At 71.8% G+C, this 19,397-nt stretch carries 22 protein-coding genes and 1 pseudogene; 13 read left to right on the top strand and 10 right to left on the bottom strand.

What is annotated here, in order from left to right; all coding sequences use genetic code 11:
* Window positions 1-4: 4 nt before the first annotated feature.
* The 4 genes and pseudogenes from ACIG0D_RS16855 to ACIG0D_RS16840 form a co-directional block, all read right to left on the bottom strand.
* On the bottom strand, window positions 5-481 hold the full coding sequence (locus ACIG0D_RS16855; RefSeq protein ID WP_399801023.1) for a hypothetical protein: 477 nt from the start codon (window positions 479-481) through the stop codon (window positions 5-7).
* A 100-nt stretch (window positions 482-581) separates the two neighbouring features.
* Window positions 582-1,187 (bottom strand): hypothetical protein, encoded by a 606-nt coding sequence (locus ACIG0D_RS16850; protein WP_399801021.1) that lies wholly within the window; start codon window positions 1,185-1,187, stop codon window positions 582-584.
* A 108-nt stretch (window positions 1,188-1,295) separates the two neighbouring features.
* Window positions 1,296-1,745: pseudogene (locus ACIG0D_RS16845) on the bottom strand (hypothetical protein).
* Between the two features lie 75 nt (window positions 1,746-1,820).
* Complete coding sequence (locus ACIG0D_RS16840) at window positions 1,821-3,431, bottom strand: glycoside hydrolase family 20 protein (RefSeq protein WP_399801254.1); 1,611 nt, start codon at window positions 3,429-3,431, stop codon at window positions 1,821-1,823.
* 214 nt (window positions 3,432-3,645) lie between these two features.
* Between ACIG0D_RS16840 and ACIG0D_RS16835 the strand changes: the two genes are divergently transcribed.
* From ACIG0D_RS16835 to ACIG0D_RS16790, 10 genes are all read left to right on the top strand, one after another.
* A complete protein-coding gene (locus ACIG0D_RS16835; protein ID WP_399801251.1) occupies window positions 3,646-4,170 on the top strand; it encodes a 2-oxo-4-hydroxy-4-carboxy-5-ureidoimidazoline decarboxylase in 525 nt (174 codons plus the stop codon).
* Window positions 4,171-4,421: 251 nt separating this feature from the next.
* Window positions 4,422-4,802 carry a succinate dehydrogenase, cytochrome b556 subunit gene (sdhC, locus tag ACIG0D_RS16830; protein WP_399801018.1) on the top strand — a complete coding sequence of 127 codons (381 nt, stop codon included), beginning with the start codon at window positions 4,422-4,424 and terminating at the stop codon, window positions 4,800-4,802.
* A 5-nt stretch (window positions 4,803-4,807) separates the two neighbouring features.
* The gene (locus ACIG0D_RS16825; RefSeq protein WP_365761757.1) at window positions 4,808-5,284 is read left to right on the top strand and encodes a succinate dehydrogenase hydrophobic membrane anchor subunit; all 477 of its coding nucleotides are present in this window, start codon (window positions 4,808-4,810) and stop codon (window positions 5,282-5,284) included.
* A 17-nt stretch (window positions 5,285-5,301) separates the two neighbouring features.
* On the top strand, window positions 5,302-7,056 hold the full coding sequence (gene sdhA, locus ACIG0D_RS16820) for a succinate dehydrogenase flavoprotein subunit (protein WP_399801015.1): 1,755 nt from the start codon (window positions 5,302-5,304) through the stop codon (window positions 7,054-7,056).
* Window positions 7,056-7,817, top strand: coding sequence for a succinate dehydrogenase iron-sulfur subunit (locus ACIG0D_RS16815; protein WP_166001791.1), 762 nt, complete (start codon window positions 7,056-7,058; stop codon window positions 7,815-7,817). The genes sdhA and ACIG0D_RS16815 overlap by 1 nt, the downstream gene beginning before the upstream one ends.
* A gap of 119 nt (window positions 7,818-7,936) precedes the next feature.
* Window positions 7,937-8,347: a VOC family protein gene (locus ACIG0D_RS16810; RefSeq protein ID WP_399801013.1), complete on the top strand. Its 411-nt coding sequence runs from the start codon at window positions 7,937-7,939 to the stop codon at window positions 8,345-8,347.
* A 108-nt stretch (window positions 8,348-8,455) separates the two neighbouring features.
* On the top strand, window positions 8,456-8,863 hold the full coding sequence (locus ACIG0D_RS16805; RefSeq protein ID WP_399801010.1) for a hypothetical protein: 408 nt from the start codon (window positions 8,456-8,458) through the stop codon (window positions 8,861-8,863).
* Window positions 8,864-8,868: 5 nt separating this feature from the next.
* Complete coding sequence (locus ACIG0D_RS16800; RefSeq protein WP_399801249.1) at window positions 8,869-9,447, top strand: thiol-disulfide oxidoreductase DCC family protein; 579 nt, start codon at window positions 8,869-8,871, stop codon at window positions 9,445-9,447.
* A 9-nt stretch (window positions 9,448-9,456) separates the two neighbouring features.
* Window positions 9,457-10,200 carry a TetR/AcrR family transcriptional regulator gene (locus ACIG0D_RS16795; protein ID WP_399801009.1) on the top strand — a complete coding sequence of 248 codons (744 nt, stop codon included), beginning with the start codon at window positions 9,457-9,459 and terminating at the stop codon, window positions 10,198-10,200.
* Between the two features lie 92 nt (window positions 10,201-10,292).
* Window positions 10,293-10,913, top strand: a complete 621-nt coding sequence (locus ACIG0D_RS16790; RefSeq protein WP_399801006.1) for a Uma2 family endonuclease — start codon at window positions 10,293-10,295, stop codon at window positions 10,911-10,913.
* On the opposite strand, the gene ACIG0D_RS16785 is transcribed toward ACIG0D_RS16790, so the two are convergent.
* Together ACIG0D_RS16785 and ACIG0D_RS16780 are read right to left on the bottom strand one after the other, a co-directional pair.
* Window positions 10,902-12,212 carry a metallophosphoesterase gene (locus ACIG0D_RS16785; RefSeq protein WP_399801004.1) on the bottom strand — a complete coding sequence of 437 codons (1,311 nt, stop codon included), beginning with the start codon at window positions 12,210-12,212 and terminating at the stop codon, window positions 10,902-10,904. The two genes, ACIG0D_RS16790 and ACIG0D_RS16785, sit on opposite strands and share 12 nt — an antisense overlap.
* A gap of 37 nt (window positions 12,213-12,249) precedes the next feature.
* Window positions 12,250-12,489 (bottom strand): SCO4848 family membrane protein, encoded by a 240-nt coding sequence (locus ACIG0D_RS16780; protein ID WP_365761745.1) that lies wholly within the window; start codon window positions 12,487-12,489, stop codon window positions 12,250-12,252.
* A gap of 91 nt (window positions 12,490-12,580) precedes the next feature.
* Here ACIG0D_RS16780 and ACIG0D_RS16775 point away from each other — a divergent pair, with 91 nt between their 5' ends.
* Complete coding sequence (locus tag ACIG0D_RS16775) at window positions 12,581-13,933, top strand: D-alanyl-D-alanine carboxypeptidase family protein (protein ID WP_399801001.1); 1,353 nt, start codon at window positions 12,581-12,583, stop codon at window positions 13,931-13,933.
* Here ACIG0D_RS16775 and ACIG0D_RS16770 read toward each other — a convergent pair.
* Genes ACIG0D_RS16770 through ACIG0D_RS16755 form a run of 4 tightly spaced genes read right to left on the bottom strand, consistent with a single transcriptional unit; the run spans window position 13,887 to window position 16,861 of the window.
* The gene (locus ACIG0D_RS16770) at window positions 13,887-14,861 is read right to left on the bottom strand and encodes a YihY/virulence factor BrkB family protein (RefSeq protein ID WP_399800999.1); all 975 of its coding nucleotides are present in this window, start codon (window positions 14,859-14,861) and stop codon (window positions 13,887-13,889) included. The genes ACIG0D_RS16775 and ACIG0D_RS16770 overlap by 47 nt on opposite strands.
* Window positions 14,849-15,310, bottom strand: coding sequence for a GtrA family protein (locus ACIG0D_RS16765; RefSeq protein WP_399800996.1), 462 nt, complete (start codon window positions 15,308-15,310; stop codon window positions 14,849-14,851). Before ACIG0D_RS16765 ends, ACIG0D_RS16770 begins: the two co-directional genes overlap by 13 nt.
* Window positions 15,307-16,302 (bottom strand): decaprenyl-phosphate phosphoribosyltransferase, encoded by a 996-nt coding sequence (locus tag ACIG0D_RS16760; protein WP_399800993.1) that lies wholly within the window; start codon window positions 16,300-16,302, stop codon window positions 15,307-15,309. The genes ACIG0D_RS16765 and ACIG0D_RS16760 overlap by 4 nt, the downstream gene beginning before the upstream one ends.
* Window positions 16,295-16,861, bottom strand: a complete 567-nt coding sequence (locus ACIG0D_RS16755; protein ID WP_399800990.1) for a phosphatase PAP2 family protein — start codon at window positions 16,859-16,861, stop codon at window positions 16,295-16,297. The genes ACIG0D_RS16760 and ACIG0D_RS16755 overlap by 8 nt, the downstream gene beginning before the upstream one ends.
* A gap of 133 nt (window positions 16,862-16,994) precedes the next feature.
* On the opposite strand from ACIG0D_RS16755, the gene ACIG0D_RS16750 reads away from it, so the two are divergent.
* Entirely contained in the window at window positions 16,995-18,350 is a 1,356-nt protein-coding gene (locus tag ACIG0D_RS16750) for an FAD-binding protein (protein WP_399800987.1), read from the top strand.
* A 230-nt stretch (window positions 18,351-18,580) separates the two neighbouring features.
* Entirely contained in the window at window positions 18,581-19,336 is a 756-nt protein-coding gene (locus ACIG0D_RS16745) for a decaprenylphospho-beta-D-erythro-pentofuranosid-2-ulose 2-reductase (protein WP_399800985.1), read from the top strand.
* Window positions 19,337-19,397: the final 61 nt, after the last annotated feature.

The raw sequence follows: 19,397 nt of genomic DNA, 5'->3' as shown, positions 1-19,397 counted from the left end.
CCGCTCAGTGCCGGGGCGCGCCCGCGGTCGCGTCCCGGCACAGCAGGCGCAGCGAGCCATGGCCCGCGAAGCAGCGGCGGGCCTCGTCGATGGGGTCCCACAGCCGGCCGTCCGGGGTGCGCACCCAGTGGTCGCCGCCGCTCGACCACCACTCGGCGCCGGACTGCCGGGCGATCACCTCACCGGCGTACGCCCCGAAACCGCGCAGCACCGTCTCCACGGCCGGGTACGGGGTGTCCTCGCGGCGCAGCTCGTCGATGAACCGGTCGACGCGCCACAGGCTCTGCGCCGAGTAGTCGAGGCGCATCCGCGCCCCCTCCCGCATCGCCGCGACCGCGTCCGCCGCCCACCGCGCCGGCTTCGTCGCGGCGGAGGGCCTGCTCTCCTGCTGTGTCGTCGTCACATGGGGAAGAGCGCGCCGGACCGGTGAACCGTCACGCGGATCCGGCGGCTTCCCGCAACCGGCGCAGGACCGCCGCATCCGACCGCAGGACGGTCACAGAATTCTCGCGCCGGCGCGGGTTTACGCGTGATTCTCGCGCCCGACCGCGATTTCCGCGTGATTCTCGCTCCGGCGTGGGCTACGCGTGCCGCGCCCGCCGTGAGACGACCGCCCGCAGCACCCGGCGTCCCTCGGTGGAGACGTCGAGCGCGCGGCGCAGGCCGCCGGTGCCGTGCTCGGCGAGGAGTTCCAGGACGGTGATCTGGCGGCGCAGTTCGGCGGCGACGAGCGGGGACATGCCGTCGTTCCGGCTGGTGACGAGCGTCCCGCCGGCCGGCACCGAGTGGAGCGTCTGCCGCAGCGACTCGATGGAGTCGGCGTCCTCGCCGGGGTCGAGCAGCCGGTGCACCTGGAGGGCGGCGACGGAGCAGGCGTCGGCCCATACCCGGGCCTCGGGGGCGGACCGGACGGCGGGGGCGGCGGCCAGCATCCGCCTGACGAGCAGCGCGGCCTCGTCCTCGGCGTCCTCGTCGGCCATCTCGTCCGCGACGCCCAGCTCGGCGCGGACCCGCTCCAGCAGTCCGCCCCACGCGCCGGCGTCCCCGCCGTCCACGAGGTTCGCCCACAGCGGGCGCAGCACCTCGTCGTCCCCGCCGAGCAGCGGCACGCACCGATCCAAACAAGCCAGTCCGCTGGCGGCCAGTCCGCGTTCGTCGGCCTGCGCGATCAGTTCCACCAGGCTCATCCACGTCTCCCTGTCCGGGCCTGTTCCGAGGCCTGCTGAGGCCTGCGATGGGCGCCGACATCAACGGAGCCCGCACTTCCCCTTACTGCGTGCGACCGCCCGGTTGTGTCACAGGGGGACGACACCGAGCCGGTCGAGGAGGTGGAAGAAGAGGTTTTCGGCCAGGGGGTCGGGGTCGGCGGTGAGGACGTCGTACAGCGGCTCGGTCGACACGGCGCGCCCGGCCTCCGCCGCCCAGACGACCGCGCGTTCGGCGGCGTCGCGGGGCGGGAGGAAGCAGTCCTCCAGGGTCAGGACCTCGAGGCCGGCGCCGGGATACCGGGCCGTCGCCGCCCGCGCCAGACAGGTCGTCCACACCCCGCGCTCCTCCGCCGCCGCCTCCACGACCCCACAGGCGCTGTCCATGACCTACCCGAAGAGCGCGGGCGCCCCGGTCTCGCGGGCCGGCGCCTGCGCCCCGGCGATCTCGCCGTCCGCACCCGGCCACTCCCACACCTGCCAGCCGTCCGCCGCGCCGGCGTGCCGCCGCAGGCCCTCCAGGCCCGCCGGCGCCGGCAGCCCGGCCGGTGGCCGCTCCGCGCGGCCGACGACGGAGTACCCCCAGTAGCCCGTGCGCGCCGCCCCCGCCCCCGGTCAGTCCAGCTTGTCCGCCAATGTCCTGAACTCGGACCAGGAAAGCGAGGGTTCGCCCGGGTTCCAGAGCTTCTGCACCGTGGCCCGCAGCGGCATCCGGATGCCCGCCGCGACCTGCTCCTGGGTCTGCGACCCGGCGAGATCGCACCAGACGGCGAACACTCCGCCGAGGATCTGCCCGTCGTACCGCGCGGGCACGGCCTCGGTCCCGCGCAGCACCCGCGGCGTCCACTGCTCGTAGATCCGCTGCCCCGTCGGGTAGACGAAGGTCTGCGGCTGCCCGAGCACGTAGTACAGGAACTCGTCGTTGTAGTTGATCACCCGGCGTCCGGCGCTCAGATACTCGGCCGGCGGCCGGGCCCCGATCTCCTTGCCGGTCCAGTACGCGACCTGGATCCGCTCGTCGGCCCGCACGGACGTGTTCCGGTAGAAGCCGTCGTTCCACGCGCGCGGGGCGGCCTTGCCCTGCACCCGGACGGTCTCCGCGCGGTCGTTGAGCCAGCCGGTGGCGAGGTCGGCGACGGTGCCCCCCTCGCCGTCGGCCCGCCGCGCGGCGGCGGCCAGCTGCGGATACGACGCCTCGGGATCGGCCGCGGTGAGCGCCCGGTACTCGTCCCCGCCGAGATGCCAGGGCGTGCCGGGGAACAGCTCGGCGTACTCGTTCAGCAGGTCGTCGACGATCTCGGCGGCGTCCGGGTTCGAGATGTCGATCGCGCCGGTCGCCGCGACCCCCTGCGCGTTGCGCAGCTGGAGATCGGGGTGGGCGGCGATGACGGCGCCGAGATGCCCGGGCGAGTCGATCTCCGGTACGACGGTGATGTGCCGGCTCTCGGCCAGCTCGACGATCCGCCGCACCTGCGCCTTCGTCAGGTGGTCCTCCGACACGACCTCCGGGTGGGTGTCGGACTCGATCCGGAACCCCTGGTCGTCGGAGAAGTGCAGGCCCAGCTCGTTGAACTTCAGGTCGCCCAGCTCGCGCACCCGGTCCTCGATCCAGGCCGCGTCGAAGTGCTTGCGCGCGATGTCCAGCATGAACCCGCGGCGCTCCTTGGCCGGGTCGTCGCGCACCACGCCCTCCGGTGCGCCGCCGCCGCGCACGGCCTGCTTCAGGGTGCGGGTGCCGTAGAAGACGCCCGCGTCGTCGGGCGCGGTGATGGTGACCCGGCCGCCGCGCACGGTCATGGCGTACGACTCCGGGTCGGCCCCCTCGTCGTCGTTCAGCGCCAGCCGTACGTCACCGGTCCGCAGGTCCCCCTTCTGCCCGCCGTACGCCAGCCCCAGCTCCCGGGCGATCAGCCGCCCCTCGTCGGCGAGGTCCGCGTCGCTGACCACCACCCGGTGCCCGCGCTCGGGCCGCCACCCGGGCCCGCGCGCCGGCGAGTGCGCCCGTACGGCGGGAATGGTGCGCGGCGCGGAGGAGAGGGGGTGAGTGCGGCTGGGGCTCGGTGTCTGCCGCTGCTCCGGCGCGGCGGGCGCCCGCCGCTCGGGCTGCTCCGCGGAGGTCCGCCGGGCCGAGCCCACCGGCTCCCCGCCGCCCTCGCCGTCCCCGCCGGCCCACACTCCCAGCCCCACGCCGGCCAGGGCGACCACGGCGGCGGCCCCGGCGGCCATCGCGGCCACCCGCCTCCGCCTCGCCTGAGTCGCCGACACGCGGCGCCTGTGCTGGCTCACGCCGCCAACGTAAGCCCGAAGCGGACGGCGTACGTCCACGGGAGGTCCTTAAACCTCCCCGTCCGGGTGAAATTCGGGCATCCGTCGGACACACCGTGACCACTCTCGATAACGTGAGGGCACAACTTTCACACCTTCCCTTCGAGGACCCACGCTGCCCGCGCACCGTCTCCCCGACCGGCTCGCCCCACCGGGACAGTCCCGCGGCACCTGTGCCCCGCTGGACGCCTTCAACACCGCCCCCGCGGAATCCGTCCGGCAGTCCTTGCTCACCTGCCTCCACAGCCTCCGCTGGGCCACCAGCGTCACCACCCATCGCCCGTACCCCGACCTGGACTCCCTCCTGGCCGCGGCCGACGAGGCGGCGTACGACCTGTCACCGGCGGACGTGGCGGAGGCACTGGCGGCGGAGTCCCTGCCGGTCCTTCCGGACGGGACGTACGAGGCGGCACATACGGCCCTGAACGCGGCGTACGCCGCCTACGAGGCGCGATTCGGACACGTATTCGTCATCCACGCGAACAACGCATCGCCGGACGAAACCCTCAATCACATCCTGACGGCCATCCGGTCACGATTGGCGAACGATACGGAAGAGGAACGGGTCGTGGTCGTGGACGAACTCCGGCGCCTGGCGAAGGGACGTCTGGTCGAGCTCCTGAGGGGCGCGGGGCTGTAACCGACATGCGGCTACCGCCGCGTGGGCGTGACCAGCCACAACGGCGCCGCACCCGGCACATAACAGCACCCACTACCCCAGAACCCCCAAACCTCACCCATCCGCGTGCCAGTTTGATCACACCGACAGGCCCCGTGTAAGCGCCACAGGCAACCGTCGCTACGATGCTGGGGGCCGGTGGACCGTACCCGGCCGGGCCCGTCCGACACCGAAGCCGGCAGGCCCCAATCCCGCTCCCGGAGGGTTCTTCCGTGCCGGCTGGAACGCTGTACCGCGGACGGGAAGGAATGTGGTCCTGGGTGGCTCACCGAGTCACCGGCGTCCTCATTTTCTTCTTCCTGTTCGTGCACGTGCTGGACACTGCACTCGTCCGTGTCTCCCCCGAGGCGTACGACAAGGTCGTAGCCACCTACAAGACGCCGATCGTCGCCGTGCTGGAGTACGGCCTCGTCGCCGCCATCCTCTTCCACGCGCTCAACGGCCTCCGCGTCATCGCCGTCGACTTCTGGTCGAAGGGCCCGCGCTACCAGAAGCACATGCTCTGGACCGTCGTAGGCATCTGGGCCGTGCTGATGCTCGGGGCGATCTACCCCGTCCTCGGCCACGCCGCTCGTGAACTGTTCGGGAGCTGACGCCCATGTCCACCACTGAGACCACCGCTTCCGGCGTGGGCCCCGTCGAGGGCGGCTACAGCATCGACAACCCCGCGCCCTACATCGAGGCACCGCGCAAGCGCACCAAGAAGACCCCGAAGTCGACCCGGGGCAACTTCGAGCTGGCCGCCTGGCTCTTCATGCGTCTGTCCGGCGTGGTGCTGGTCGTCCTGGTCATCGGCCACCTGCTGATCCAGCTCGTGCTGGACGGCGGTGTCTCGAAGATCGGCTTCGCCTTCGTGGCCGGCCGCTGGGCCTCCCCCTTCTGGCAGGTCTGGGACCTGCTGATGCTGTGGCTGGCGATGCTGCACGGCGCCAACGGCCTGCGCACGGTCATCAACGACTACGCGGAACGCGCGAACACCCGGCTGTGGCTCAAGGGCCTGCTCTACACCGCCACGGTGTTCACCATCCTGCTGGGCACGCTGGTGATCTTCACCTTCGACCCGAACATCCGCTAGACGGGGCTACGAGACTCATGAAGATCCACAAGTACGACACCGTCATCGTCGGCGCCGGTGGCGCCGGTATGCGTGCCGCCATCGAGGCGACCAAGCGCAGCCGCACCGCGGTCCTGACCAAGCTCTACCCCACCCGCTCCCACACGGGCGCCGCGCAGGGCGGCATGGCCGCCGCGCTCGCCAACGTGGAGGAGGACAACTGGGAGTGGCACACCTTCGACACGGTCAAGGGCGGTGACTACCTGGTCGACCAGGACGCCGCCGAGATCCTGGCGAAGGAGGCCATCGACTCGGTCCTCGACCTGGAGAAGATGGGCCTGCCGTTCAACCGCACCCCGAACGGCACCATCGACCAGCGCCGCTTCGGCGGTCACAGCCGCAACCACGGCGAGGCCCCGGTCCGCCGGTCCTGCTACGCGGCCGACCGCACCGGCCACATGATCCTCCAGACGCTGTACCAGAACTGCGTCAAGCACGGCGTGGAGTTCTTCAACGAGTTCTACGTCCTGGACCAGCTGATCACCGAGGAGAACGGCGTCAAGCGCTCCGCCGGTGTCGTCGCGTACGAGCTGGCGACCGGCGAGATCCACGTCTTCCAGGCGAAGGCCGTGATCTACGCCTCCGGCGGCTGCGGCAAGTTCTTCAAGGTGACGTCCAACGCGCACACGCTGACCGGTGACGGCCAGGCGGCCGTGTACCGGCGGGGCATCCCGCTGGAGGACATGGAGTTCTTCCAGTTCCACCCGACCGGCATCTGGCGCATGGGCATCCTGCTGACGGAGGGCGCCCGCGGTGAGGGCGGCATCCTCCGCAACAAGGACGGCGAGCGCTTCATGGAGAAGTACGCGCCGGTCATGAAGGACCTCGCGTCCCGTGACGTCGTGTCCCGCTCCATCTACACCGAGATCCGGGAGGGCCGCGGCTGCGGTCCCGAGGGCGACCACGTCTACCTGGACCTCACCCACCTGCCGCCGGAGCAGCTGGACGCCAAGCTCCCGGACATCACCGAGTTCGCCCGTACGTACCTCGGCATCGAGCCGTACACGGACCCGATCCCGATCCAGCCGACCGCGCACTACGCCATGGGCGGTATCCCGACCAACGTCGAGGGTGAGGTCCTGGCGGACAACACCACCGTCGTGCCGGGTCTGTACGCCGCCGGCGAGGTCGCCTGCGTGTCGGTGCACGGCGCCAACCGCCTGGGCACCAACTCGCTGCTGGACATCAACGTGTTCGGCAAGCGGGCCGGTATCGCGGCGGCCGAGTACTCCCAGAAGGCGGACTACGTCGACCTGCCGGAGAACCCGGAGTCGTTCGTCGTCGAGCAGATCGAGCGGCTGCGCAACTCCACCGGCAACGAGCGGGTCTCCACCCTGCGCCGTGAGCTGCAGGAGACCATGGACGCCAACGTCATGGTGTTCCGCACCGAGCAGACGATCAAGACGGCCGTCGAGAAGATCGCCGAGCTCAAGGAGCGCTACAAGAACGTGGCGATCCAGGACAAGGGCAAGCGGTTCAACACGGACCTGCTGGAGGCCATCGAGCTGGGCAACCTGCTCGACCTGGCCGAGGTCATGGCGGTCTCCGCCCTGGCCCGCAAGGAGTCCCGCGGCGGCCACTACCGCGAGGACTACCCGAACCGCGACGACGTCAACTTCATGCGCCACACCATGGCGTACCGCGAGGTCGGCGCCGACGGGTCGGAAACCGTCCGTCTCGACTACAAGCCGGTCGTCCAGACCCGCTACCAGCCGATGGAGCGTAAGTACTGATGGCTACCCCTGTCCTGGACAAGGCGGAAGCGGCCTCCGCCGCCTCCCCCTACATCACCGTCACCTTCCGGGTCCGCCGGTTCAACCCGGAGGTCTCGGCGGAGGCGACCTGGGAAGACTTCCAGCTGGAGATCGACCCCAAGGAGCGCGTCCTCGACGGCCTGCACAAGATCAAGTGGGACCTGGACGGCACGCTCACCTTCCGCCGCTCCTGCGCCCACGGCATCTGCGGTTCGGACGCCATGCGGATCAACGGCAAGAACCGTCTGGCCTGCAAGACGCTGATCAAGGACATCAACCCCGAGAAGCCGATCACGATCGAGCCCATCAAGGGCCTGACGGTCCTGAAGGACCTGGTCGTGGACATGGAGCCGTTCTTCCAGGCGTACCGGGACGTGATGCCCTTCCTGATCACGAAGGACACCAACGAGCCGACGCGCGAGCGCCTGCAGTCGGCCGAGGACCGCGAGCGCTTCGACGACACGACCAAGTGCATCCTGTGCGCCGCGTGCACGTCGTCCTGCCCGGTGTTCTGGAACGACGGCCAGTACTTCGGCCCGGCCGCCATCGTCAACGCGCACCGCTTCATCTTCGACTCGCGTGACGAGGCGGGCGAGCAGCGCCTGGAGATCCTGAACGACAAGGACGGCGTCTGGCGCTGCCGCACGACCTTCAACTGCACGGACGCCTGCCCGCGCGGTATCGAGGTCACGAAGGCCATCGCCGAGGTGAAGAGGGCGCTGATCACGCGCCGCTACTGAGCCTCGCCGGCCCTCCGGCACCGTGGGCCCCCGTTCCCTTTCCGGGAGCGGGGGCCCACTCGTGTGTCCGGCCGCCGCCAATCACCCGATATGCCCGGTGCACCTCTTATTCTGACGGTATGTCAGATGACGAGTCGTACGAGCTGCTCGGGTTCGACAACGTGCTGCTGCCTGTCGGAGACATCGGTGCGGCCGTGGGGTTCTACGAGCGGGCCGGGTTCACGGTCGGGTTCCGGCTCGACGAGGCCGGGATCGCGCTGCTCAAGGTCGGGGGCGAGACGCCCGGGATCCTGCTGCGGCAGGAGGAGGGGCTGGGGCAGCGACCGCCACTGTGGCCCTCGCCGCGGGTCTGGCTGGAGGTGCCGGACGCACGGGTCGCCGCGGAGCGGCTGTCGGCCGCCGGTATCACTCCCCTGGAGGAGCCCTTCGCCGTGGCCACCGGGTGGACGGTCGAGATCGCCGATCCCTGGGGGAACGTCATCGGGTTCACGGACTACGGCAAGCGGCCGGAGTTGGGGCGCAGGCCCTGAGGCGGGGGTCACACCGGCCGGGCGACCCGTTCGGTTGAACACGTTCAAAAACAGGTCTACAGTCTCTCCCGTCAGCGTTTTGAACGCGTTCAAGAAAGGGTGGGGGACATGGACCGTACGGTCGTCGCCTACGTCATCTACCTGCTGGTGAGCGTCGCCCTGACCGTCTGGGTGGCCCGCACGCTGAGCCGCAACGGGCGGGTCTTCCTCGCCGACGTGCTGCACGGCAACGAGAAGCTCGCCGACGCCGTCAACCACCTGCTGGTGGTGGGCTTCTACCTGGTCAACCTGGGCTTCGTGGCGCTCTACCTGGGCGACGACGAGACCATCACCGACACCCGCGGCGTCTTCGAGGCGCTGTCGACCAAGCTCGGCGTGGTGCTGCTGGTGCTGGGGGTCATGCACCTGGGCAACGTGTACGTGCTGAGCCGGATCCGGCGGCGCGGGGTGATGGAGCGCGAGCAGGTTCCGCCGGTCGCGCCGCAGGGCTGGGTCGCTCCGACGGCCGGGGCGTGACGGCGGTGACCGCCGTCACCGGGGGCGCGGGGAGCGCCCCCACCGCCGACCGGGACGCCGCGCGCGTCCCGGTCCGCCGGCTGACCGTGCTGTACGACGCCGAGTGCGGCCTGTGCGCCTTCCTGCGCGACTGGCTGGTCCGCCAGCGCCGGCTGGTCCCCCTGGAGCTGCTGCCGGCGGGGTCGGCCGAGGCCCGGCGACGCTACCCCGCCCTGAACCACGGGGCCACCCTCGAGGAGATCACCGTCATCGGGGACGCCGGACAGGTGTATCAGGGGACGGCCGCGTGGATCGTGACGTTGTGGGCGCTGCGCGAGCACAGGGGACTCGCGCATCGCCTGAGCACCCCGTCGGGGGCGCTGCTGGCCCGGGGCGCGATGCTGGCCGCGGCGAAGTGGCGGGGTGCGCAGGGGGGCGGTAAGGGCTACCGCCGCGCGGACGGATGGGTATACGAACCCGGCCACGGCTGGAGGTACCACCCGCCCGGCTGCGTCGGCGGGGCCTGCCCGCCAGGCCCCGTGGGGCCCTCCCACCAGTCCGTGGGACCCTCCCACCAGTCCGTAGGACCTTCCCCCACTGGTTAGGCTCCTTCCGTGCCTGCGAAGAACGACAGCCCCGGTGCGGGCGACGTGCCCAGCAAGTCCGAGCAGACCCGTGCGCTGATCCTGGAGACGGCCATGCGCCTGTTCCAGGAGCGCGGCTACGACAAGACGACGATGCGGGCCATCGCCCAGGAGGCCGGGGTCTCCGTCGGCAACGCCTACTACTACTTCGCCGGCAAGGAACACCTGATCCAGGGCTTCTACGACCGGATCGCCGCCGACCATCAGGCGGCGGTCCGCCCCGTCCTGGCCCGGGAGACCGACCTGGAGGCGCGGCTGGCGGGCGTGCTGAAGGCCTGGCTGGACGTGGCCACGCCGTACCACGAGTTCGCGGTGCAGTTCTTCAAGAACGCCGCCGACCCGGACAGCCCGCTCAGCCCGTTCTCCCCCGAGTCGGAGCACGCGCGCCAGGAGGCCATCAGCGTCCACCGGCAGGTGCTGGCCGGGGCCACGAAGACCAAGGTGCCGGAGGAACTGCGCGAGATCCTGCCCGAGTTGATGTGGCTGGCCCAGATGGGCCTCTGCCTGTACTGGATCTTCGACCGCACCGAGGGCCGCGAGCGCAGCTACCGCCTCGCCGAACGCGGCGCCCGGCTCACCGCCCGCGGTGTCTACCTGGCCCGCTTCCGCGTCCTGCGCCCCCTGGTGCGCGAGGTCCACGAACTGTTCACGGACTTCCTGCCGGGGATGACGCGGGTGCTGCCGGATCCCGGGGACACGGGGCGGGGGCAGTGACCCTCTTTCCGGGTGAAGGGGGCGGAACGGGACGTCCAGCGTCCGGCCTGCCTACGATGATGCTCTCGACACCAGCCCACGGGAGGCACGTGATGTCCGCAGCACCTGTCGAGTACGGCCCCGAGGAACCGGCGCGCAAGCGGCCGAAGACGCTCCTCGACATGGCCAACGACATCTCGGACCGCTGCCCGGGCTACCGCGTCGAGATCATCGGAGGCCAGATCCTCGTGTCCCCGCCGCCGGACGCCGCCCATGCGCGGGCCCTGACCAAAATCATGGTCCCGTTCATCGCGGCAGGCCTCGACGAAGACGAGACGAGCGTCGTCCAGGGGGTGGGGCTCTGGCTTCCCGACATGGTCGATGACTTCGCCGTCCCGGATCTGTCCGTGGTCGACGCCGACATCGACAAGCACTTGATCAAGCACAACTGCTACGACCCCATCTGCTTCCGGCTCGTTCTGGAAGTCACCTCCAGCAACTTCCGCACGGACCTGCGCGTCAAAGTTGCCGCGTACGCCGAGGCCCGGGTCCCCGTTTACGTCGTCGTCGACCGCAAGCACCAGCGCCTCCACGTTCTCACCGACCCTGCCGGGGACGAGTACGCGAGCCACCGCGTCCACGCCCCCGGCGAGATCGTCGCCTTGCCCGACTCCGTCGGCGCCAAGGTCACCCTCGACGTCGCCCACATCCTCAAAGCAGGCTCACCGGGCTGACGCCAGCTCCACCACCGTGATGTCCGACGGCGCCCCCACCCGGGTCGGCGGCCCCCACGCGCCCGCGCCGCGGCTGACGTACAGCTGGGTGTCGCCGTAGCGCTCCAGGCCGGCCACCGTGGGGTTGGCGGCGGCCGCGAGGAGGCTGCCGGGCCAGAGCTGGCCGCCGTGGGTGTGGCCGGAGAGCTGGAGGTCGACGCCGTGTTCGACGGCGTCGTGGATCTGCACCGGCTGGTGGGCGAGCAGGACGCACGCGCGCGCGGTGTCCCGGTCGCCGAGCGCCTTGACGAAGTCGGGGCCCTGGCCCTCGTCCTCGCCGGCCACGTCGTTGACGCCCGCGAGGTCGAAGTACGGCAGCTCCGTGCGGTCGTTCTCCAGCGGGCGCAGCCCCAGGCGCCGTACCTCCTCCACCCACTGCTCGGCGCCGGAGAAGTACTCGTGGTTGCCGGTGACGAAGTACGCCCCGTGCCGGGCTCTGAGCTGCGCCAGGGGCGCGGCGGCCGGGCCCAGGTCCTTCACGCTGCCGTCGACGAGGTCGCCGACGACCGCGATGAGGTCGGGCTGGGTCGCGTTGATCGTGTCGACGACCTTCTGGGCGAAGCCGCGGCCGAGCACCGGGCCCAGGTGGATGTCGCTGACCACCGCGATCCGGAACCCGTGCGCCCCGCGCGGGAGCTTGGCCAGCGGGACGGTGACCCGCTTCACGCGCGGGCCGCGCAGCACGCCGTAGGAGCCGTGGCCGACGGTGCCTACGGCCGCCGCGGCGGCGGCGCCGGCGACCACGCGGGAGACGAAGAGACGGCGGGAGGGGCCGGAGGGCTCGGAGGGGTTCGAGGGCTCCGGTGCCGGGGAGTTCGCGCCGGGGCTCCCGGGTGCCTCGGTGTCCCGGCCGTCCTCGGCCGGGTCCGCCGTCCGGGGCGGGGCGCCCGCCGGTATCGGCTCGGGCCGGCGCACGTCGGCCGCGGCGGGCGGTGCCGTCGCGCGGTCCCGGCGCTCCAGGTACCGGCGCAGGAGCGGTCGTACGGCCTCGCCCACGAGCAGGGCGAGCAGCAGGTAGATCGACAGTGCCAGCCACAGGAAGCCGGGCCAGGCCAGGGTGCGCTGGAGCCAGAAGGGGGCGCCGGTGCGTTCGGCGACCAGCGCGGCGACGGCGAGCACCCAGCCGCCCGCGATCAGCGCCGCACCCGCTCGGCGGGCCGCCCCCGGGGCGCGGGTGGTGTCGCGGAACAGGCGGCGCCACAGGTACCAGTTGGCCGCCACGAGGACGCTCACCGTGACGAGCAGGAAGACGATCACCATGCCGTTGCTCTCTCCTGGAGGCGGTAGGGCCGCAGTGCTATGACGTTCGGCGCAGTGCGCGCAGTCCGCGCAACCCGATGACCCCGATGACCGTCCCCAATACGAAGGAAACGACGGCGAGCAGCAGGTGGACCCAGAAGTAGGTCGTCGGCTCGCCGTCGTCGAACGCCAGCCCGCTGCTGTCCTTGATCAGGTTTTTGACGAAAGTGACCCAGATGACCCAGCTCCATACCCCGAAGGCGAGCAGGAACCAGGAGATCGGGCGGCTGAGTTTCATGCGTTCAGTATCGCCGCCCGCCACCCGGAGCCTTGGCCGGGGTGGGGAGGGGGACGGGACTTCCGGGCGCCTGCCCTGTACGTTCTCGCTCGTGCCCGCACCCGAGAAGACCGCGAAGCGGCCCCTGTTGCTCGCTTCCGTGACCCTGTTGTCGCTTTCGCTGACCGCTCCCGTCGCAGTCGCGGCGCCGACGCCGACACCGGCCCCGACATCGAAGGCGACGTCCACGTCGAAGCCGGCGAAACCGTCTCCGTCCGGTTCGGCGAGCCCGTCGGCCACTCCCCCGGCGAACATGTCGACCGTCGGCGGTGAGCGGCTCGGGCAGCCGGGCACCCAGGTGAACCTGGCCCCGGGGGTGCCGGTGCTGCCGAAGGACGTCACCGCGCGGTCGTGGATCGTGGCCGACGCCGAGTCCGGCGAGGTGCTCGCCGCGCACAACGCGCACTGGCGCCTGGCCCCGGCCTCCACGCTGAAGATGCTGTTCGCCGACACGCTGCTGCCGAAGTTCCCCAAGGACATGAGGTACAAGGTCGCGGCCGAGGACCTGGCCGACGTCGGCGCCGGCTCCAGCATGGTCGGGATAAAGGAGAAGGAGACGTACTCGGTCCACGACCTGTGGCTCGGTGTCTTCCTGCGCTCCGGCAACGACGCCGTGCACGTGCTGTCCGCGATGAACGACGGTGTCGAGAAGACCGTCCGGGAGATGAACCGGCACGCCGAGGAGTTGCAGGCCCTCGACACGCACGTGGTCAGCCCCGACGGCTACGACGCTCCGGGGCAGGTCTCGTCCGCGTACGACCTGACGCTGATCGCCCGCTCCGGGCTGCAGAAGAAGGACTTCCGCGAGTACTGCTCCACGCTGACCGCGAAGTTCCCCGGCCAGACGAAGAAGAACAAGAAGGGCAAGACGGTCCGCGAGACCTTCGAGATCCAGAACACCAACCGGCTGCTGACCGGCGACTACGACATCGACCAGTACCAGGGCATCGCGGGCGTCAAGAACGGCAACACCACCAACGCCGGGGCGACGTTCACGGGCGTCGCCGAACGGGGCGGCAAGGTGCTGCTCGTCACGGTCATGAACCCGCAGAAGAGCGACCACAACGAGGTCTACAAGGAGACCGCGCGGCTCTTCGACTGGGGCTTCCAGGCGGCCGGGAAGGTGCAGCCGGTGGGTGAGCTGGTGCCGCCCAAGGGCGCCGCCCAGCCCGGCGCCCAGCCGGACACCACGGCCTCCGCGCCGGCGGGCGCGGGCGAGGCCGGGGGTGCCGCGGGCGGGGGCACGTCGAAGAAGCCGGTGGCGAGCGCCACGGCGCGCAGCGGCTCCAGCGGCATGGGCGTCGCCCTGGGCATCGCGGGCGGTCTGCTGGTGCTGCTCGGCGGTGCCGCGTTCCTGGTCAACCGCCGCTGGCCGCTGCCGGACCTGGTGCGCCGCCGGCGGTGACCCCGCCGGCGGTGACCCCGTCGGCGGCGGAGGCCCCGTCGCGGGCACCGGCCCGGTCGTCGGTGGTGATCCCGTCGGCCTCCTTGCTGGGCGTCGCCGTCCAGGATGCGCAGAACAGCAGCAGCTTGCAGGTGAAGTTGATCCACAGCAGCAGGGCGACCGGCACGCCGAACGCGCCGTACATGCTCTTCGCGGCCACGCCCTGCATATAGCCGCTGATCAGCAGTTTCAGCAGCTCGAAGCCGATCGCGCCGACCAGGGCGCCGACCACCAGGCGGTGCCGGGTCGGCTCGACGCCGGGCAACAGCGTCAGGACGTACAGCAGCAGCAGGAAGTCGGCGAGGACGGCGACGGCGAACGCGATGATCCGCAGCAGCACGCTGCCCCAGCCCTGCTCGTCCAGGCCCAGCTGGCGGGCGATCCAGCCGACGGCCGCGGAGGCGACCATGGACACGGCGAGGGTGACCAGGACCGCGCCGCCGAGACCGATCAGCACCCCGCCGTCCTTGGCCTTGCGCAGCAGGGGGTTCTCCTCGTCGTCCGGCAGTTCCCACACCGCGCGCAGGCACTCGCGCATGGAGCCGACCCAGCCGATGCCGGTGAACAGCAGCACGGCGCCCGCGATGATCCCGATGGTGCCGGCGTTGTCGACCAGACCGGCGATGTCCAACTGGTCGGAGATGCCGGGGATCTGCTCGGCGACCTTGTCCTCCAGCTCCTTCTGCCGGTCGGCGCCGAGCGTGCCGGCGCCGACCGCGGCGGCGACCGTGAGCAGCGGGAACAGCGCGACGAAGCTGGTGAACGTCATCGCCGCGGCCAGCCGGGTCCAGTGCACGCGGTCCAGCCGCTCGCAGGAGCGCCACGCGTGTGTGGCCATCAGCCGGGCGGCCCACGGCCCGACGACCGGAAGGTTCTTCAGCCAGTCCATGATCCGACCTTGCCCTCGCAGCGGAACACCCATGTTCTAGTGCCCCAGAATCGGAGGATCGTGGCCAGTGCCATGCCGATTCCCGCGCCGGAGACGGTGTCCGCGCGCTGCGAGGTGTAGCCGAGGCCGTAGTGGCTGACGGCGAGACAGAGCAGTTGGACGAGGGCGCCCGCGACGTTCACCGCGAAGAACACCGCGTACCGCCGCCAGGGGCTGCCCGTCGGGCGGTCCCGGTAGGTGCCGAGCGCGTTGCCCGCGTAGGCCACCGTGCAGCCCGCCACGAAGGAGAGCGCCTTCGCGGTGAGGGGATCGAGGGCCAGGGGGCCGCGCAGCCAGGTGAACAGGGCCAGGTCGGTGGCGTAGGCGAGGAGGCCGACGGCGGCGAAGGAGAGGAGTTCCCGGGGGCGGAGCCGGAGCCGGTGCCCCGCGCGGAGGGGCGCCTCGGTCACCAATCGGCCACCGCCAGGCCGTACATGGCGAGCCAGACCAGGCCGATGAGGGCGAGCGGCCGGTCCCGCAGCACCACGTCCTCGGGTTCGCCCGCGGTGCCGCGGTCGGCGAACACGGCGTACCGCAGGATCGCCAGGATGAAAGCGATCATCGACAGCTGCCGCCAGGGCAGCAGTCCGGTGTGCGGGGCGCCGCCCGCCTCCAGCGCCCACAGGCAGTAGCCGAGTACGGCGACCCCGGCGGCCAGCTGCCACACGAAGCGGAGGTAGCCGGTGGTGTACTCGGTGAGCAACGCGCGCGTGGCGCCCGCTTTCCCGGCCATCTGGACGGCCTCGGAGTAGCGCTTCGCCGAGACCATGAACAGCGCCCCGAACCCGGTCGTGATCAGGAACCAGCGCGACAGCGGGATGGAGAGCGCGAGCCCGCCGGCCATCGCCCGCATCAGGAACCCGGTCGTGACGACGACGAGGTCGACGACCAGGACGTGCTTGAGGCTGACGCAGTACGCCAGTTGCATGCCGAGGTACGCCGTCAGCAGTGCCGCGACCGCCGGGGACGCGAGCCATGCCGCGGCGGCCGGCGCGAGGACGGCGAGCGTGCCGCCCACCGCGTAGGCGACCGGCACGGGGACCTGTCCGGCGGCGACCGGGCGGTGCCGCTTGGTGGGGTGGGCGCGGTCGGCGTCCGCGTCGCGCGCGTCGTTGACCAGATAGACGGCGGCGGCGCAGGCGGTGAACAGCGCGAAGACCAGCGGCAGCCGGGTGAGCGCGTCCCGGGAGACCAGCTCGCCGGCGGCGGCCGGGGCGGCGACGACGAGGAGGTTCTTGACCCACTGCTTGGGTCGCGCGGTCTTCAGGAGGCCCTGGAGGACTCCCCGCAGGTGTGTGCCCGCGCGGGGCTCCTCGGGTGGGCGGGGGCGGGGCGTGCGGGCACCTAGGAGGGGCGGCTCCTGGGCGCGGGTGCCGTTCGCCATGGGCGCTGCCTCAGTCATGCCCGCTCCCTGTCGTGTCGTACGCGGTCATGCCGTACGCGCCCCTGTGTACGCCCTGTTGGACCCAGCGCGCCCCGATGCGCGCGGTGAGCGCCCCCAGGGCCGCGCCGGCCGCCACGTCGGAGGGGTAGTGGACGCCCACGACCAGGCGCGAGAGGCACATCGCGGCGGCGAGCGGCGGGATGACCTGGGCCCCGACGGTGCCGAGCGCGCCGTAGGCGACGGCCGCCGCGGCGGCGGAGGCGGCGTGGGAGCTCGGAAAGGAGTGCCGTCCGGCGGTGCGCACCAACGGCTCGACGTGCGCGGGGCGCGGACGGCGCACGATCCGTTTCACACCCATGCTGGCGATGTGCGCGCCCGCGATGAGCGCGGTACCGCGCAACCAGGCGCCACGGCGCGCGCCGTCCACGGCGGCTCCGGTGAGACCCGCCGCGAGCCAGAGCGCCCCGTGCTCGCCGGCCCAGGACAGGGCGCGCGCCGCGGCCGCGACGCGCGGGTCGGAGCCGTGGGCCCGGAGCGCCGAAAGGATTCGGTGGTCCATGTCGTCGAGGTCGTCCATGTGGACTCACTGTTCACGCCGACCCGGCCGTAAGTCCGGCAATATTGAGCGACATCCCATTAATCACCCATTTCGGGGAGGGAATGGATGTTTCACAACCAACCCCTCGCATAGGAGCGATACGGTCACCGACATGCCTGCCGAGACCGTCTCCGTCACGGGATGGGGCCGCACCGCCCCCACCACCGCCCGCCTGATCCGCCCACGGACCTACGAGGAGGCCGTCGCCGCCGTCCGCGACTGCGGGGCCCGCGGGGGCATCCCCCGGGGCCTGGGACGGGCGTACGGGGACGCGGCGCAGAACGCCGGCGGAGCGGTCCTCGACATGACCGGCCTGGACCGGATCCACGCGATCGACGCCGCGAACGGCACCGTGCTGTGCGACGCGGGCGTCTCCCTGCACCGGCTGATGCGGGTCCTGCTGCCGCTCGGCTGGTTCGTGCCGGTGACCCCCGGCACCCGCTATGTGACGGTCGGCGGCGCGATCGGCGCCGACATCCACGGCAAGAACCACCACGTCTCCGGGTCCTTCTCCCGGCACGTGCTGTCCTTGGAACTCCTCACGGCCGACGGCGGCATCCACGGCGTGAGCCCCGGCACCCCGCTCTTCGACGCGACCACCGGCGGCATGGGCCTGACCGGCGTCATCCTGACCGCGACGATCCAGCTCCAGCCGGTCGAGACCGCGTGGATGTCGGTCGACACCGAACGCGCCCGCGACCTCGACGACCTGATGGCCCGGCTGACCGACGGCGACCACCACTACCGCTACTCCGTCGCCTGGATCGACCTGCTGGCGCGCGGCGCCGCGACCGGCCGCGCGGTGCTCACCCGCGGCGACCACGCGCCCCTGGACGCGCTGCCCCGGGGCGCCCGCGCGCGCAGGGACCCGCTCGCCTTCCACCCCTCCCAGCTCCCGGCCGCCCCCGCCTTCCTCCCCGAGGGCCTGCTCACCCGGCGGACGGTGGGCCTGTTCAACGAACTCTGGTACCGCAAGGCCCCCCGCGCGCGGACCGGCGAACTCCAGAAGATCTCCACCTTCTTCCACCCCTTGGACGGGGTGCCACACTGGAACCGGATCTACGGCCGCGGCGGCTTCGTGCAGTACCAGTTCGTCGTCGGATACGGCCAGGAGGAGGCCCTGCGCCGGATCGTGCGCCGGATCTCCGAGCGGCGCTGCCCGTCCTTCCTGGCCGTCCTCAAGCGGTTCGGGGACGCCGACCCGGGCTGGCTCTCCTTCCCCTCCCCCGGCTGGACGCTGGCCCTCGACATCCCGGCCACCCTGCCCGGCCTCGGCGCGTTCCTCGACGAACTCGACGAGGAGGTCGCCGCCGCGGGCGGCCGGGTCTACCTCGCCAAGGATTCCCGGCTGCGGCCCGAGCTGCTCGCCGCGATGTACCCGCGCCTGGACGACTTCCGCGCCCTGCGCGCCGAACTCGACCCGCGCGGGGTGTTCGTCTCCGACCTCGCCCGCCGCCTCTCCCTCTAGGGGGTGTCTCGCCGATCACGCCGGGCTCCCGTCGCCTGGCACCGCGCCTCGCCGCGTTGTCGTCGGTCGCCGATTCCCCCACGCTCGGCTGCGCTCGCGCGGGGGCACCCCCATCGCATCGACTCCCTCCTCCGCCTTGCGATGCACGGCACCAGACGCCGCTCGCTGATCCGACCTGATCGACGAAACACCCCCTAGCCCCCGCTCTCGTCACCCTCTTAGGAGCCGCCGTGAAGGACGCCTTCGGCCTCCCCCAGTCCCTGCTCGTCCTCGGCGGTACGTCCGAGATCGCGCTGGCCACCGCGCGCCGGCTGATCACCCGCCGCACCCGCACGGTTTGGCTGGCCGGCCGCCCGTCCCCCGGCCTGGAGCAGGCCGCCGAGAGCCTGCGCGCGCTCGGCGCCGACGCGCGCACCGTCGCCTTCGACGCGCTCGACCCCGAGTCGCACGAGACGGTCCTCGGCAAGGTCTTCGCCGAGGACGACATCGACATGGTGCTGCTCGCCTTCGGCATCCTCGGCGACCAGGCGCGCGACGAGCGCGAGCCGGTGAGCGCGGTGCGCGTCGCGCAGACCAACTACACGGGCGCGGTCTCGGCGGGCCTGGTCAGCGCCCGCGCGCTGCAGGCGCAGGGCCATGGCTCGCTGGTGGTGCTCTCCTCGGTCGCCGGGGAGCGCGCCCGCCGCTCCAACTTCATCTACGGCTCCAGCAAGGCCGGCCTGGACGCCTTCGCCCAGGGCCTCGGCGACGCGCTGCACGGCACCGGCGTCCACGTCATGGTCGTCCGCCCCGGCTTCGTCCGCTCGCGGATGACCGCCGGACTGGAGGAGGCCCCGCTCGCGACGACGCCCGAGGCGGTGGCCGCGGCCATCGAGCTGGGTCTGCGCCGCCGCTCGGAGACGGTGTGGGTGCCGGGCGCCCTGCGTGTGGTGATGTCGGCGGTGCGGCATGTGCCGCGGGCGGTGTTCCGCAGGCTGCCGTTCTGAGCGGCCGGGCCGGCGCTGCGCGGGCGTCCGGCCGGGCGCACGCCCCGGTACGGCGGGCGGC

The sequence above is a fragment of the Streptomyces sp. NPDC052773 genome (genome assembly GCF_044547145.1).
In the GTDB taxonomy this organism is placed as follows: Bacteria; Actinomycetota; Actinomycetes; order Streptomycetales; family Streptomycetaceae; genus Streptomyces.
This window is presented reverse-complemented; position numbering and strand designations above follow the sequence as displayed.

What these genes read in the sequence shown, in the direction of transcription:
- ACIG0D_RS16750 (WP_399800987.1), top strand. Translation starts at nt 16,995, where the DNA reads ATGCCTGCCGAGACCGTCTCCGTCACGGGATGGGGCCGCACCGCCCCC.
- sdhA (WP_399801015.1), top strand. Translation starts at nt 5,302, where the DNA reads ATGAAGATCCACAAGTACGACACCGTCATCGTCGGCGCCGGTGGCGCC.
- ACIG0D_RS16850 (WP_399801021.1), bottom strand. Translation starts at nt 1,187, where the DNA reads ATGAGCCTGGTGGAACTGATCGCGCAGGCCGACGAACGCGGACTGGCC.
- ACIG0D_RS16825 (WP_365761757.1), top strand. Translation starts at nt 4,808, where the DNA reads ATGTCCACCACTGAGACCACCGCTTCCGGCGTGGGCCCCGTCGAGGGC.
- ACIG0D_RS16770 (WP_399800999.1), bottom strand. Translation starts at nt 14,861, where the DNA reads ATGGACTGGCTGAAGAACCTTCCGGTCGTCGGGCCGTGGGCCGCCCGG.
- ACIG0D_RS16755 (WP_399800990.1), bottom strand. Translation starts at nt 16,861, where the DNA reads ATGGACGACCTCGACGACATGGACCACCGAATCCTTTCGGCGCTCCGG.
- ACIG0D_RS16855 (WP_399801023.1), bottom strand. Translation starts at nt 481, where the DNA reads ATGCGGCGGTCCTGCGCCGGTTGCGGGAAGCCGCCGGATCCGCGTGAC.
- ACIG0D_RS16815 (WP_166001791.1), top strand. Translation starts at nt 7,056, where the DNA reads ATGGCTACCCCTGTCCTGGACAAGGCGGAAGCGGCCTCCGCCGCCTCC.
- ACIG0D_RS16790 (WP_399801006.1), top strand. Translation starts at nt 10,293, where the DNA reads ATGTCCGCAGCACCTGTCGAGTACGGCCCCGAGGAACCGGCGCGCAAG.
- ACIG0D_RS16805 (WP_399801010.1), top strand. Translation starts at nt 8,456, where the DNA reads ATGGACCGTACGGTCGTCGCCTACGTCATCTACCTGCTGGTGAGCGTC.
- ACIG0D_RS16760 (WP_399800993.1), bottom strand. Translation starts at nt 16,302, where the DNA reads ATGACTGAGGCAGCGCCCATGGCGAACGGCACCCGCGCCCAGGAGCCG.
- ACIG0D_RS16785 (WP_399801004.1), bottom strand. Translation starts at nt 12,212, where the DNA reads ATGGTGATCGTCTTCCTGCTCGTCACGGTGAGCGTCCTCGTGGCGGCC.
- ACIG0D_RS16780 (WP_365761745.1), bottom strand. Translation starts at nt 12,489, where the DNA reads ATGAAACTCAGCCGCCCGATCTCCTGGTTCCTGCTCGCCTTCGGGGTA.
- ACIG0D_RS16810 (WP_399801013.1), top strand. Translation starts at nt 7,937, where the DNA reads ATGTCAGATGACGAGTCGTACGAGCTGCTCGGGTTCGACAACGTGCTG.
- ACIG0D_RS16840 (WP_399801254.1), bottom strand. Translation starts at nt 3,431, where the DNA reads ATGGCCGCCGGGGCCGCCGCCGTGGTCGCCCTGGCCGGCGTGGGGCTG.